A 12,901-nucleotide genomic window follows, 5' to 3' on the forward strand; every position below is an offset into this window, starting at 1 on the left:
CAATCGCGAATCTCGCGCGCCGGCCAATCTGGCGGCGCGCCCCGCACCATCGCACCCCACCGTGAGGGCGCGCCGGGAGAAGTCGCGTCTTGAAGTTCTTTCCTAAGTCCGCCCGTTTCATCACCTCGGCATTGGCTATCGCGCTCGGGGTTCCTGCAAATGCGGCAATTCCGACGCCGCCTGCGGAGTTGCAGGGCATTCCGGTCAGTCTGCTGGTCGATATCGGCTCGGGACAGGTGCTCGTGCAGAACCATCCGGACATTCCGTTCCTGCCGGCTTCCGTCACCAAGGTGATGACGGCATTCGTGGCTTTCGAGGAAATCGACGCGGGGCGCCTGCCGCTCGACCGCCGCTTCGCAGTGCGCCCGGAAACCGCGCGGGAATGGTTTGCCAAGGGTACCTCAATGTACCTGACCGAAAAGGACCAGCCCACCACGACCGACCTCCTCCACGGCATCATGACAGCGTCCGCCAATGACGGCGCGATCGTGCTTGCCCAAGGCTATGCCGGCAGTATTCCTGCGTGGACCGCAAAGATGAATGACGCCGCGCGCCGCCTCGGCATGTCGCGCAGCCACTACAATACGCCCAATGGCTGGATGGACGAGGGACACACTTACGTCACCGCCAGCGATCTTGTCCGTCTTGCCGACGCGATGATCACCCGCCATCCGGCGCTCTATCGCGAATTCTCGGGTGTAAAGCACTACATGTGGCGCGACGTCGCCATGCGCAGCCATGACCCGACAGTGGGGGTGGTTCCCGGTGCCGACGGCATCAAGACCGGTTACACGCGCGAGGCAGGATACAACTTCCTTGGCACCGCAGAACGCGATGGCCGCCGGCTGGTAATGGTGCTGGCAGCATCTCCCCTGCCCAAGCAGCGCGATGCCGCGGCGCGGGCCTTGCTGGAATGGGGCTTCTCCGCGTGGACGCCTCGACACCTGTTCGATCAGGGCCAGCCTGTCGCGCAGGCCGAAGTGCAGGGCGGAACCGACCGCTCGGTGCCGCTGGTCGCCAACCGCGAGGTTCATGCGACCCAGCCTACCGGTGACAATCGCAAGGTTACGCTCGCTGTCCATTACAAGGGGCCGCTGGTGGCACCGATCCGTAAGGGAGACGAAGTCGGAAGCCTCGAAATCAAGGTCGACGGCCTTGCGCCCGGCCGTGTCCCTCTTTACGCCGGGCGCGACGTTGCCGTGGGCGGCCCGCTGGACAGGCTCTGGAACGGCCTTATCAGTCTCTTCGCATGAAACCGGGACGATTCATTGCGCTGGAAGGCGGGGAAGGGGCTGGCAAGTCCACGCAGGCACGGCTGATTGCCGACGCCTTGCGTGGACTCGGGCTGGAAGTGGTGACCACGCGGGAGCCGGGCGGAACGCCCGGTGCCGAGGCGATCCGCAACCTGCTCCTCCATGCCGAAGGCGAAGGCTGGGGCGCACGCGCCGAGGCACTGCTGTTCGCGGCCGCCCGCGCCGACCATGTCGAGAAGCTTATCCGTCCGGCACTCGCCCGCGGAGCCTGGGTCATCTGCGATCGCTATCTCGATTCCAGTCGCGCCTACCAGGGCGGCGGCGGTGGGCTGTCGGATGCGGATCTGCGCACTTTGCACGCCATCGGCAGCGAAGGCCTGCTGCCGGACGTCACCCTGCTCATCGAAGTGTCGCCGGAAGTCGCCCGTACCCGCGTAACCCGCCGCGACGTCGACGGAAGCGATCGCATCGGCGGCCGTGAAGCGGCCTATCACGCGCGCGTCAACGCCGCATTTGTCCGGTTTGCGGACGAGGAGCCGAAGCGCTTCATTCGCATTGACGGCAATGGGTCGCCGGAACAGACACGTGCGCTTGCCGTGCAGGCACTGGAACCGCTGCTACCCGAAAGCGCCGGGACGTGAGCGAGGTGCTGCCGTTCGTCGGCCAACGCGAGGCATGGCACGAGTGGCTTGCTGCCATCGGCTCGGAGCGCATGCATCACGCCTGGCTGCTCGCCGGGCAGCGCGGGCTGGGCAAACGGGCCTTCGCGCGTGAAGCGGCGGCGGAACTGGTTCGCCAGCCCGGCCACCCGCGCCCGGATCACGCCTCCCACCCGGATATTCACATCCTCGAGGCATTGCCCGCAAACGACGACGAAGCCAAGAAAAAGGCGGAGGGCAAGCCCTGGCAGGCCAAGCGCAGCATCTCCGTGGACCAGGTGCGCGAGATGATCCGTCGCCTCGCCACCAAGCCCACGTTGGGCGAGCGCCGCGCCATCGTCATCGATCCTGCCGACGAACTGGAGAAAAGCGCGGTCAACGCCTTGCTCAAGGCCTTGGAGGAACCGCCGGCGGGAACGTTTTTCCTGCTGGTCACGCACCAGCCGGGGCGGCTGCTGCCGACTGTCCGATCCCGCTGCCGGGTCCTGCGCTTTTCGGCGCTCAGCGAAGCCGAGCTCGATGAAGTGATCCGGCGAGAGCTGCCGGAATCGGATGCCTCGATCCGCCGCACTGCCATCGAGGCCGCGCAGGGATCGCCCGGCGTTGCGCTGAGCTTTGTCGAGCATGACCTCGCCGGGATCCATCACTTGATGCTGAGGATCCTCCACGAAGGAGACCGTGATTACCACCTTCGCGGGGCCCTCGCTGACGAGATGGGGGCGAGGCCGGCGCGCGGCCGTCAGTTGGCGACGCTGGAACTGGCCCGCACGGTGGTGGCGGGAGAACTGGCTGCGGCTTCGCGGCCCCGGCAACTCGCGCTGATCGAGGCCCATGGCACGCTGATGCAGATATCCGCACAGTCACCGACCTACAATTTCGATGCCGGCCTTCTCGTAATGGAAATTGGCGGCTTGCTGGCATCGGCTGCGATGCCTAGAGAGGCGGCTCGCCCGTAAACTCCAGCAAGGAATTGCGACGCCGCATGGCCGAGCCTTATTACGTCACCACCGCCATTTCCTACCCCAACGGCAAGCCGCATATCGGCCATGCCTACGAGGCCATTGCCGCCGACGTCATCGCCCGCCACCGCAAGGCGGAAGGCTTCGACGTGCGGTTCCAGACCGGCACCGACGAGCACGGCCTGAAGATGGCGCAAAAGGCTCGTGACCTCGGCATCACGCCGGCGCAGCTGGCGACAGAAATGTCTCAGCATTTCATTGATATGTGCGCGGCTCTTAACATCGAATACGATGTCTTCATCCGCACCACCGAACCGCGCCATCACGAAGCGACGCAGGAATTGTGGCGCCGGATGGAAGCGAACGGCGACCTCTATCTCGACCGGTATGAAGGCTGGTACTCGGTTCGCGACGAAGCCTATTATGACGAGTCCGAACTGGTTGCCGGGGAAGGGGGAGGCAAGCTCTCGCCCCAAGGGACTCCCGTGGAATGGACCGTCGAGGAATCGTGGTTCTTCCGCCTGTCGAAGTACCAGGACAAACTGCTCGAGCTCTACAATTCGAGCGACTTCATCCGTCCCGACACCCGCCGCAACGAGATCCAGCGCTTCGTCGAAGGCGGCCTGCGCGATCTTTCGGTTTCGCGTACCAGCTTCGACTGGGGCATCAAGGTGCCGGGCAGCGACAACCACGTCATGTACGTCTGGGTCGACGCGCTGACCAACTACCTCACCGGCCTCGGCTTCCCGGATGAAAGCGGCGACTACGCCAAGTTCTGGCCGGCAGACCTGCACCTGATCGGCAAGGACATCGTCCGCTTCCATACGGTCTATTGGCCGGCGTTCCTGATGAGCGCAGGCCTGCCGCTTCCCAAGCTGGTCTACGGCCACGGCTTCCTGCTCAATCGCGGCCAGAAGGAATCGAAGTCGCTCGGCAACGTGACCGATCCGATCGGCCTTGCCGAGACCTTCGGCGTCGATGCCGTACGCTATTTCCTGCTGCGCGAAGTGGCCTTCGGTCAGGACGGTTCGTGGTCGCCCGAAGCGATTGTCACGCGTACCAATGCCGAACTCGCCAATAGCTTCGGCAACCTTGCCCAGCGCAGTCTTTCCATGATTTTCAAAAACTTGGACGGATCAATCAAGGCCGACTTCGAGGAATCTGAAGCTGACAAGGCGCTGTTTGCCGCTGTCGCCGAGGGTATCGCCGGCCTGCGCAAGAGCTTCACGGATCTCGCCTTCAGCGACGGCCTCGAAGCCTGGATGCGCGCCGTCTTCGCGTGCAACCAATATGTCGACGAGCAAGCTCCCTGGACGCTGCGCAAGACCGACCCCGCGCGCATGGAAGTTGTGCTCATGACCTTGTTCCGCGTCGTGCGCGATCTCGCCATCGCGGTGCGTCCGGTCGTGCCCAACTCGATCGACAAGTTGCTTGACCAGATGGGTATCGCCACGGAAGCTCGAGGCTACGCGTCGCTGGGCGATGCGGACTGGTTTACCGCACTTGCCGCAAGGGGCTTCAAGGTGGAAAAGCCGGAAGGCGTGTTCCCCCGCCTCGAATTACCCGAGGGTACGGAAGCAACGGCTTGATGTTTATAGATTCGCATTGCCATCTTGAATACGAAGGCCTGGTCGAGGATCAGCAGGGCGTGCTGGATCGCGCCCGCGCTGCCGGGATCAAGGGGTTCCTCAACATCTCGACGCGGCAAAGCGAATGGGATCGCGTGGTCGGCACGGCCGCGCGTATCCCGGACGTATGGGCTTCGGTCGGCATTCATCCCCATGAAGCCGACCAGCATGCCGATCTGGGCGAAGCTGCACTGCTTGAAGCAACACGGCACCCCAAGGTGATCGGCATCGGCGAGACCGGCCTTGATTACTATTACGACAAGTCTGATCGTGAGGTGCAGCAGGCGCTGTTCCGCACGCATATCCAGGTCGGCCGGACCACCGGCCTGCCGCTGATCATCCATACGCGCGATGCGGAAGACGACACCTTCCGCATTCTCGAGGAGGAAATGGGGAAGGGCGCATTCCCGGCACTGATCCACTGCTTTACCGCTAGCGCGGACTTCGGCCGCAAGGTGCTGGACCTGGGCCTCACGATCTCGATCTCGGGCATCGTGACTTTCAAGAACGCGGCTGACTTGCAGGAGGTTGTTAAGACGATTCCTGAAGATCGGCTGCTGGTCGAAACGGACTCTCCTTTCCTTGCCCCGGTCCCGCATCGCGGCAAACGCTGCGAGCCTGCCTATGCGGCCGACACCGCGCGTTTCGTCGCGAACCTGCGCGGCGTGAGCGAGCAGGAACTGGCAGAAGTTACGTCTCGCAACTTCTTTGCGCTGTTCACCAAGGCCGATCGAAAGGCCGTGTCGTGAAGGTGGTGATGCTTGGTAGCGGAACCTCGACGGGGGTCCCGCGCCTCGGCGGCGAATTCGGAGCCGATTGGGGGCTTTGCGACCCCAGCGAGCCTAAGAATCGCCGAACCCGCGTATCGATCCTGCTGGAAAGCGATGCCGGAAGCCGCATTCTCGTCGACACGTCGACCGACTTGCGCGCGCAGCTTCTGGCCAACGACATCCACCGCATCGATGCGGTTTTCTGGACCCATGACCATGCGGACCATTGCCATGGCATCGATGACATGCGTCCGCTGCGCTATGGGCGCGCAGGCCCCATACCCGGCTTTGCCAATTCCGAAACGGTCCGGCGCCTCCGGCAGCGCTTCGGTTATGTCTTTGCAGGTCAGTTCGGCTATCCAACCCTGATAAGCCTCGACAATCTCGATACCATGCGGCTGTGCGAAGGTTTCCGTGTCGATCACGTGCAAATGCCGCACGGACCGGCGGAATCCACCGCGTTCAGATTTGATTGCGACGGAAAATCAGTGTGTTACGCGACAGATTTCAGCGAAATTACCGGGGGAATGGTTGACCTCTGTTACGGCGCGGACCTGCTCGTGGTCGACTGCCTTCGCCGCGAACCGCATCCCACGCACGCACATCTCGGCATGGCGCTGGAACTGGCGTCGGTCTGCCGGGTGGGCAAGGCGGTTCTGACCCATCTCGACAAGTCGATGGACTACGCAACGCTTTCCGCCGAAGTGCCGGACAATGTCTCGGTAGGTTATGATGGAATGGTGATCGAACCGTGATCAACAGCGCAACGATCGTAGGCATCATTTCCGTGATCGGTGCGCTGATCCTGGTTTCCAGCCATTCGCGCTTTCGGGAGCTTGGCTTTACCAAGGGCATCAAGCTTGCGCTGATCTGGGCACTTATAATCATTGCGTTGACGTTGGTGATCGAAACCCTCGGCATGCGGCTAAGGGGATGACGTCGGATCGTACCGACCGCTCATTTAACATAATACATATTATCAACCTATCAAACCCCAGGTGACCATGACCCCGCACCACCACCAGATCGATCGTCTTCTGGGCATTATGGCGCGACTGCGCGATCCGGTTTCAGGCTGTGAATGGGACCGCGAGCAGGATTTCGTGACGATCGCTCCCTACACGATCGAAGAAGCCTATGAGGTCGCCGACGCTATTGCTCGCGACGACATGGTCGATCTGCGCGGAGAACTCGGCGACCTGTTGCTTCAGGTCGTTTTTCATGCTCGCATGGCCGAAGAACTGGGCCACTTTGCCTTTGGCGATGTCGCTGCCGCAATCTCGGACAAGCTGGAGTCACGCCATCCTCACATCTTTGGTGAAGAGACCTCGGGCGATCCACAGACCGAGCGTTGGGAAAAGCTGAAAGCCAAGGAACGCGCGAGCAAGGGCGAAACGAGCGCGGTCGACGGTGTGGCGATCTCCCTGCCGGCGTTGATGCGGGCCGAGAAGCTCCAGAAGCGAGCCGCCCGCGCCGGTTTCGATTGGCCCGATCCCAGCGGTGCTGCGGAAAAGGTTACCGAAGAGATGGCCGAACTCGCAGAGGCTGGCGAGGCAGACCGCCTGGAGGAAGCCGGCGACCTGCTTTTTGCTGCCGTCAACCTGGTCCGCCTCAATGGTATCGCGCCCGAAGACGCCCTGCGCGCCGCCAATGCCAAGTTCGAGCGCCGCTTCCGGTCCATGGAGGCCTTTGCCGCCCGGGATGGACTGGATTTCGCGGCGCTCTCGCTCGATGAACAGGAGGCCTACTGGCAGGCAGTCAAGCGGTCAGAGCGCGCTGAAACGGCCTAGCTCGCGGTCGGCAAGGCGTACCTGCACCCGCAGCAGAGGCCCCTGCTCGTTCTCGCCGGCATCTTCTTCGGACACGACGTCACCCCGCGCATGCAGGAATGCCAGCCGCTGGCCGTCCGCCGCAGGAATGACAAAGCTGTAGAGCTTTGCATCCTCGGTGAGAGACAAGCCCACCGTATCCAGCAGCGCGTCGCATCCCATGCCGGTGAGCGCGGAAATCGGCACGATCGTCTCGCCAACGCGGTGAGCAATTACCTCGCGCAGTTCTTCGGCCTGTTCAGGCCCGAGAAGATCCCACTTGTTCCACACCTCGACCATTGGGATCGCGGGCTCGGCCTCCCCTTCTCCGTCCTCGTTCTCGCCGCTGCCGAGCACTCCGAGGTCGGCCAGTACGTCCAGCACTTGCCGCTTCTGTGCTTCGGTGTCGGGGTTGGCGATGTCACGGACGTGCAGGATAAGATCGGCGGCTGTCACTTCCTCCAGGGTCGCACGGAAGGCCGCGACGAGCTGGGTAGGAAGGTCGGAAATGAAGCCGACGGTATCCGAGAGGATCGCCTTTTCGACGCCGGGCAATCGAATTGCCCGCATCGTCGGATCCAGCGTGGCGAACAGGAGATCCTGCGCCATCACCTGAGCGCCTGTCAAATAATTGAAAAGGGTCGATTTCCCTGCGTTCGTATAACCAACAAGCGCGACGATCGGCCAGGGCGCCTTTTCACGCCGGTCGCGGTGCAGGCCGCGTGTCCGGCGGACTTGCTCCAGTTCCCGGCGGATCTTGCCCATGCGATCGCGGATCATGCGGCGGTCCGCCTCGATCTGCGTTTCGCCGGGGCCGCCAAGGAAGCCGAAACCGCCGCGCTGACGCTCAAGGTGAGTCCAGCTGCGCACGAGGCGACCAGCCTGGTAATCGAGGTGCGCGAGTTCGACCTGGAGGCGGCCTTCCGCGGTCGCGGCGCGTTCGCCGAAAATCTCCAGGATCAGTCCGGTACGGTCGATGACCTTGCGCTTGAGCTTTTCCTCGAGATTGCGCTGCTGGATCGCCGACAGGGAGCCGTCGACGATGATCAGTTCTGCCTCGTTCAGCTCGCAGGCGACGCCGATGTTCTGGATCTGGCCTTCGCCGAAGAGCGTGCCGGCGCGCGGCTCGCGGATGGGAATTGCCATGGCTTCGGCCACGACAAGGCCGATCGCGAGGGCGAGCCCTTTCGCTTCTTCAAGACGGGCTTCGGTATCGAGGTCTCCACGACCCCGCATTTGCGGATAGACGACAAGGGCACGCGCGCCGCGCGTGACCTCGCCCTTGAGTTCGTCGTTCAAATCGGTTCAGCTTTGCTCGTCAGTCTTCGTCGATTTCTTCATGCGCCTGAAGGTCGACCGGAGTCACGGGCTGAATCGTCGAAACCGCATGCTTGTAGGCCAGCTGAACGTAGCCTTCGCGTTCCAGCAGCATGCAGAACAGGTCGTAAGCGGCAACACGGCCCTGAAGCATGACGCCATTGATCAGGAACATCGTGACCTGCACACCGGCGTTACGGATGCTGGACAGGAAGACATCCTGAAGAACGCGGGTCTTCTTGGTGCTTTCAGCGCCGTTGGAAAACTGACGCGCGTCGATCGGTGTCGAGGGCATGATCGTCGAGATCGCATGCTTGTAGACAAGCTGCGACTGACCGTCACGACGCAGGAGAATCGAGAAATTGTCGAACCAGGTCACGATGCCTTGGAGCTTGACGCCCTTCACGAGGAACATCGTGACCGGTGTCTTGTTCTTGCGGAGGAGGTTCAGGAACTGGTCCTGGAGGTTCTGCCCCTTGCTCGCCGAAGTGCCGGCGGCAACCGGAGGCGACGCGAGGTTTTCCTCCGCAGGCGGGGGGGTGGGACGAGGACGCGCGGTCAGCGTGCGGCCAGCCATGTTCATGCTCCTTTTTTTGGCGGCCGCTTATGCGGTCCGCGATCTGGCCCTGCCCTGATGGCAATGACCGTTCTCGAATCAAAATCTATCGCCTTGCTGCAATGCAGTAAACGCGAAAAATGTAGCAAGACGATGACAGATGCTGAGAGACGCTCCGAATCCCTGAGGTTTCCGCCATTTTGGAGGCCTCAGATTTCCTCGTCGTCAGGCTCGCCCTCGCGCCGCTCGGCCATGCCGAGCAGCTTGAGTTTGCGATGCAGGGCCGAACGCTCCATGCCGATGAACGATGCCGTCTTCGAGATATTGCCCGAGAAACGGCGAATCTGAAGCCGCAAATATTCTCGCTCGAAGGTTTCCCGCGCCTCACGCAGCGGTGCGCTCATCATCACCGAGATTCCGGCCTCGCCGCCGGTGCGATTGGCGAAGATCTCGGGCGGCAGCATGTCTACCTCGATCCGGGCCAGCTTTTCGCGCGGTGCCATGATGACGGTCCGTTCGACCACGTTGCGAAGCTGGCGGACATTGCCTGGCCATTCATAAGCCTGCAGCGCGGTCATTGCCTCGGCGCTGACCTGCGGCGGGGCAATCCCCTGTTCGTTCGCGTAGCGTGCGAAGAAATGATCGATCAGCGATGGAATGTCATCGCGCCTCTCGCGCAGAGCGGGAATGGTGACTGGTACCACGTTCAGGCGATAGAAAAGATCCTCGCGGAAGCGCCGTTCGGCGATTTCCTTTTCGAGATCGCGCGATGTGGAGGATACCACGCGCACATCCACGCGGATCTGGCGGGTGCCGCCGACACGGACAAACGCCTGATCGGTCAACACCCGCAGGATGCGGGCCTGCGTCGATAGCGGCATATCGGCCACTTCGTCGAAATAGAGTGTCCCGCCGTCGGCCATCTCCAGCAGGCCCGGGCGCACGAGTGCCCCTTCGCTTTCCTCACCGAACAGTTCCTGCTCGAAGCGTTCAGGCGTGATACGCGCCGAATTGACGCTGACGAAAGCGCTGCTTGCGCGCGCACTCCAGGCATGGAGCAACCGCGCGGCCACTTCCTTGCCCGATCCTGCGGGCCCCGTAATCAACAGGCGGCTGCCGGTATTGGCGACTCGCTTCAGCGTCGCGCGAACCTGGTTGATGACGCCGCTGGATCCGGTGAACTCCTCGCCACTGGTGAAATCCGAGCGCAACTGTGCATTTTCGCGGCGCAGCCGCTCCGTTTCGGTTGCGCGCTCGACGAGGTGCAAGAGCTTTTCGGCCTCGAACGGCTTTTCGATAAAGTCCACGGCGCCGCGACTGATGGCCGCAACCGCAGTATCGATATTGCCGTGGCCGGAGAAGATGATCACCGGCAGCCCCGGCTCACGCGCCTTGATCGCGTCGAGCACCTCGAGCCCGTCCATCGGGCTCCCGTGAAGCCACACGTCCAGCAGGACCAGCGAAGGACGGCGCGCATCGACCGCGGCCAACGCAGCGCCGCTGTCCCCTGCTGTGCGGCATTCATAGCCTTCGTCGCTCAACACGCCCGCAACCAGTTCGCGGATGTCGCGCTCGTCATCGACAATCAGAATTTCGAGGGCCATGGCATTGTCTTCATCTGGAGGAATATGGAGAGCGATCGAAGGATCGCTGGAGACCTTGTTGGAGGACGCCCTGTCATTCAGCGGCCTCCGCCTTGCGAGCCTGCGCGGTGGGATCGACGGCGAACCGCATGGTCACCGTGGTCCCGCCGCCAAGCGTCGGCAGGAACTGCATTTCGCCGCCATGCTCTTCGATGATCTTGTTGACGATGGCGAGACCGAGGCCGGTCCCCTTCTCGCGCGTGGTCACGTAAGGCTCGATGATGCGTTCGCGGTCCTGCGACAAGCCGATGCCGTTGTCGGCGATCCGCACGAGGATGGCGTCGCTCAGCGCGTCGACAGAGACCGCGATGGCGCCGTGATAGTCGTCACCGGCATCCTTGGCCTTGGCCTCGACTGCCTCGACCGCGTTCTTCAGCACGTTGGTCATGGCCTGGCCGAACTGGTGACGGTCGCAGTCGATCGAACCGATGGCCCCGTCGCTGGCAAAGCTGAAGGCGATGTCCGGACGGGCGACTTCCTGCAGGAACAAGGCCTGCCGGGTCAGTGCGACCGGGTCCTCAGGCCGGAAGACCGGCTTGGGCAGGCGGGCGAAGGACGAGAACTCGTCGACCATCTTGCGCAGGTCTCCGACCTGGCGGATGATCGTGCGGGTTAGATCCTCGAACAGTTCCGGATTGTCGACGATCTGCTTGCGATAGCGCCGGCTGAGGCGTTCGGTCGCGAGCTGGATCGGAGTCAGCGGGTTCTTGATCTCGTGGGCGATGCGCTGCGCGACATCAGACCAGGCCGCGGTGCGCTGGTCGAGCAACTGGCGGGTGATGTCCTCGAAGGTGATGACATAGCCGGTCGCATCGCGCGTGACCTTGACCGCGAACGTGAGCAGGTCGCCGTGCCGGTGATACTGAACAAGCCCGCCGCTACTTCCCTGCTCGACCAAAGCGGCGAACTGCGCGGCCACATCGGCCAGCGGAGTGCCTTCCGGCACCTGCTCCAGCGTGGTGAGCAGCTTGAGCGCGGTGCTGTTCATCAGGAGGATGTAGCCCTCCTTGTCGAGCGAGATGATACCCGAGGTGACCGATTCCAGCACCGCCTCGATGAAGATACGGCGTTCGTGCAGTTGCCGGTTGGCCCCCAGTAAAGCCTGGGTCTGCTTCTCGATCTGCGCGGTCATCCGGTTGAAGGCACGGTTGAGCAGCCCGATCTCGTCGGTGCCCACCCTTCCCTCCAGACGGAGTGCGAAATTGCCGCTGCCGACCGTACGTGCCGCGTCGACAAGTTCGTAGAGCGGCTTGACCTGCCTGTCCGCAAATCGCAGCGCGAACCAGACAGCCAGCCCCACGAGTGCGAGCGAAGCGATGAACAGCGCGATGTTGAAGCGCAGCTGGAAAACCCGTGCGCGGCTTGTCAGCACTTCGTAGGCCTGGACGATATTCTCGGCGTTTTCGGCGCGTTGTCCCTGGCTCAGGGCAAGCAAGTCGTTGCTGCGCGCCGCGTAGAGATAGATGCCGGCATCCCGCTCGATCGGGACGACCGCCACGATCCGGTTGGCGTCCGAAGTGACGACGTAAGGCTCCTTTTGAAGCCTTTGCTGAACATCCGGTGCGATCCGCTTGGAATCCGATTTCCGGTCCGGATCGACGATGATCGGCGTGCGCTGCTCACCGTCGGGCGTCACCTGGACCAGGGCGGCGACCGAAAGGTTTCGGCGATAGACCTGGTCGCCGAAAAACGCCTGGAATTCGCGGCTACCCACCGGATATTCACCCAGCCAGTCCCGGGTGTCCTGCGCCATGGCCACAGATTCGTAACCGACGTCGCGCTGGGTCTGCTCGTAATAGCCACGCGCCAGCTTGTTGGCGTTTTCCAGCAGGCCGCGCGAGGAATCAGAGAACCAGAACTCCACGCCCGACTGGAACAGCCAGGACGCAAAGACCACCACAAGCAGGGTCGGCACCGCGGCGATCAACGAGAAGATGAACACCATGCGCACATGCATCTGCCCGGTGCCGCCGATATGTTCGGCCGCGCGGCGCAGGGCCATCCGGCGCCCGAACAGCACGAGGATCGCCATGGCCGGCACCAGCGTCCCGACAAGCAGCGTGGCCGTCAGGTTCGAGGGGAGCAGCGTTCGCTTGTCCGCCCCGGTATTGAGCGCCATCCAGGTTGCCGCCGTCATCGCCAGGAAGGCGAGAATGGAGGCGACTTCCATGACCGCAAAGAAATTCGCCCGGCGCGCCCCGATCTGGACACGCCGCCACCAACGCGGCCAAGCGCGCTTGCGGACCCATTGTTCGTTCATCGTGGCCGAGTTACAACGCCAGTGTTGCCGGTTTGCAAGTGCAAATGC

Annotated in this window: 12 protein-coding genes; 8 read left to right on the forward strand and 4 right to left on the reverse strand. The window is 62.8% G+C overall.

The genetic code is table 11. The features are described 5' to 3' along the window. Window positions 1-89: 89 nt before the first annotated feature. From DM450_RS07295 to mazG, 8 genes are all read left to right on the forward strand, one after another. Window positions 90-1,253: a D-alanyl-D-alanine carboxypeptidase family protein gene (locus tag DM450_RS07295; protein WP_142633734.1), complete on the forward strand. Its 1,164-nt coding sequence runs from the start codon at window positions 90-92 to the stop codon at window positions 1,251-1,253. After that, the gene (tmk, locus tag DM450_RS07300; RefSeq protein WP_142633736.1) at window positions 1,250-1,894 is read left to right on the forward strand and encodes a dTMP kinase; all 645 of its coding nucleotides are present in this window, start codon (window positions 1,250-1,252) and stop codon (window positions 1,892-1,894) included. Before DM450_RS07295 ends, tmk begins: the two co-directional genes overlap by 4 nt. Continuing rightward, window positions 1,891-2,868, forward strand: a complete 978-nt coding sequence (locus DM450_RS07305) for a DNA polymerase III subunit delta' (RefSeq protein WP_142633738.1) — start codon at window positions 1,891-1,893, stop codon at window positions 2,866-2,868. Before tmk ends, DM450_RS07305 begins: the two co-directional genes overlap by 4 nt. A 26-nt stretch (window positions 2,869-2,894) precedes the next feature. Further along, window positions 2,895-4,460, forward strand: coding sequence for a methionine--tRNA ligase (gene metG / locus DM450_RS07310; protein WP_142633740.1), 1,566 nt, complete (start codon window positions 2,895-2,897; stop codon window positions 4,458-4,460). Continuing rightward, window positions 4,460-5,248: a TatD family hydrolase gene (locus DM450_RS07315; RefSeq protein ID WP_142633742.1), complete on the forward strand. Its 789-nt coding sequence runs from the start codon at window positions 4,460-4,462 to the stop codon at window positions 5,246-5,248. Before metG ends, DM450_RS07315 begins: the two co-directional genes overlap by 1 nt. After that, window positions 5,245-6,024, forward strand: a complete 780-nt coding sequence (locus DM450_RS07320; protein ID WP_142633744.1) for an MBL fold metallo-hydrolase — start codon at window positions 5,245-5,247, stop codon at window positions 6,022-6,024. The genes DM450_RS07315 and DM450_RS07320 overlap by 4 nt, the downstream gene beginning before the upstream one ends. Further along, window positions 6,021-6,206, forward strand: coding sequence for a hypothetical protein (locus tag DM450_RS07325; protein ID WP_142633746.1), 186 nt, complete (start codon window positions 6,021-6,023; stop codon window positions 6,204-6,206). Before DM450_RS07320 ends, DM450_RS07325 begins: the two co-directional genes overlap by 4 nt. 67 nt (window positions 6,207-6,273) lie before the next feature. Further along, window positions 6,274-7,059 carry a nucleoside triphosphate pyrophosphohydrolase gene (mazG, locus tag DM450_RS07330; protein WP_142637616.1) on the forward strand — a complete coding sequence of 262 codons (786 nt, stop codon included), beginning with the start codon at window positions 6,274-6,276 and terminating at the stop codon, window positions 7,057-7,059. On the opposite strand, the gene hflX is transcribed toward mazG, so the two are convergent. From hflX to DM450_RS07350, 4 genes are all read right to left on the reverse strand, one after another. Next, window positions 7,036-8,376 carry a GTPase HflX gene (gene hflX, locus DM450_RS07335; RefSeq protein ID WP_185928732.1) on the reverse strand — a complete coding sequence of 447 codons (1,341 nt, stop codon included), beginning with the start codon at window positions 8,374-8,376 and terminating at the stop codon, window positions 7,036-7,038. The genes mazG and hflX overlap by 24 nt on opposite strands. Before the next feature lie 19 nt (window positions 8,377-8,395). Continuing rightward, on the reverse strand, window positions 8,396-8,971 hold the full coding sequence (gene hfq / locus DM450_RS07340; RefSeq protein WP_142633748.1) for an RNA chaperone Hfq: 576 nt from the start codon (window positions 8,969-8,971) through the stop codon (window positions 8,396-8,398). Window positions 8,972-9,159: 188 nt separating this feature from the next. After that, window positions 9,160-10,554, reverse strand: a complete 1,395-nt coding sequence (locus DM450_RS07345) for a sigma-54 dependent transcriptional regulator (protein WP_142633750.1) — start codon at window positions 10,552-10,554, stop codon at window positions 9,160-9,162. A 73-nt stretch (window positions 10,555-10,627) separates the two neighbouring features. Next, window positions 10,628-12,853 (reverse strand): ATP-binding protein, encoded by a 2,226-nt coding sequence (locus tag DM450_RS07350; protein WP_142633753.1) that lies wholly within the window; start codon window positions 12,851-12,853, stop codon window positions 10,628-10,630. Between the last annotated feature and the right edge of the window lie 48 nt (window positions 12,854-12,901).

The sequence above is a fragment of the Sphingomonas sp. IC081 genome (assembly GCF_006874585.1).
Taxonomy (GTDB): Bacteria; Pseudomonadota; Alphaproteobacteria; order Sphingomonadales; family Sphingomonadaceae; genus Novosphingobium.

What these genes read in the sequence shown, in the direction of transcription:
- tmk (WP_142633736.1), top strand. Translation starts at nt 1,250, where the DNA reads ATGAAACCGGGACGATTCATTGCGCTGGAAGGCGGGGAAGGGGCTGGC.
- metG (WP_142633740.1), top strand. Translation starts at nt 2,895, where the DNA reads ATGGCCGAGCCTTATTACGTCACCACCGCCATTTCCTACCCCAACGGC.
- DM450_RS07315 (WP_142633742.1), top strand. Translation starts at nt 4,460, where the DNA reads ATGTTTATAGATTCGCATTGCCATCTTGAATACGAAGGCCTGGTCGAG.
- mazG (WP_142637616.1), top strand. Translation starts at nt 6,274, where the DNA reads ATGACCCCGCACCACCACCAGATCGATCGTCTTCTGGGCATTATGGCG.
- hfq (WP_142633748.1), bottom strand. Translation starts at nt 8,971, where the DNA reads ATGGCTGGCCGCACGCTGACCGCGCGTCCTCGTCCCACCCCCCCGCCT.
- DM450_RS07345 (WP_142633750.1), bottom strand. Translation starts at nt 10,554, where the DNA reads ATGGCCCTCGAAATTCTGATTGTCGATGACGAGCGCGACATCCGCGAA.
- DM450_RS07350 (WP_142633753.1), bottom strand. Translation starts at nt 12,853, where the DNA reads ATGAACGAACAATGGGTCCGCAAGCGCGCTTGGCCGCGTTGGTGGCGG.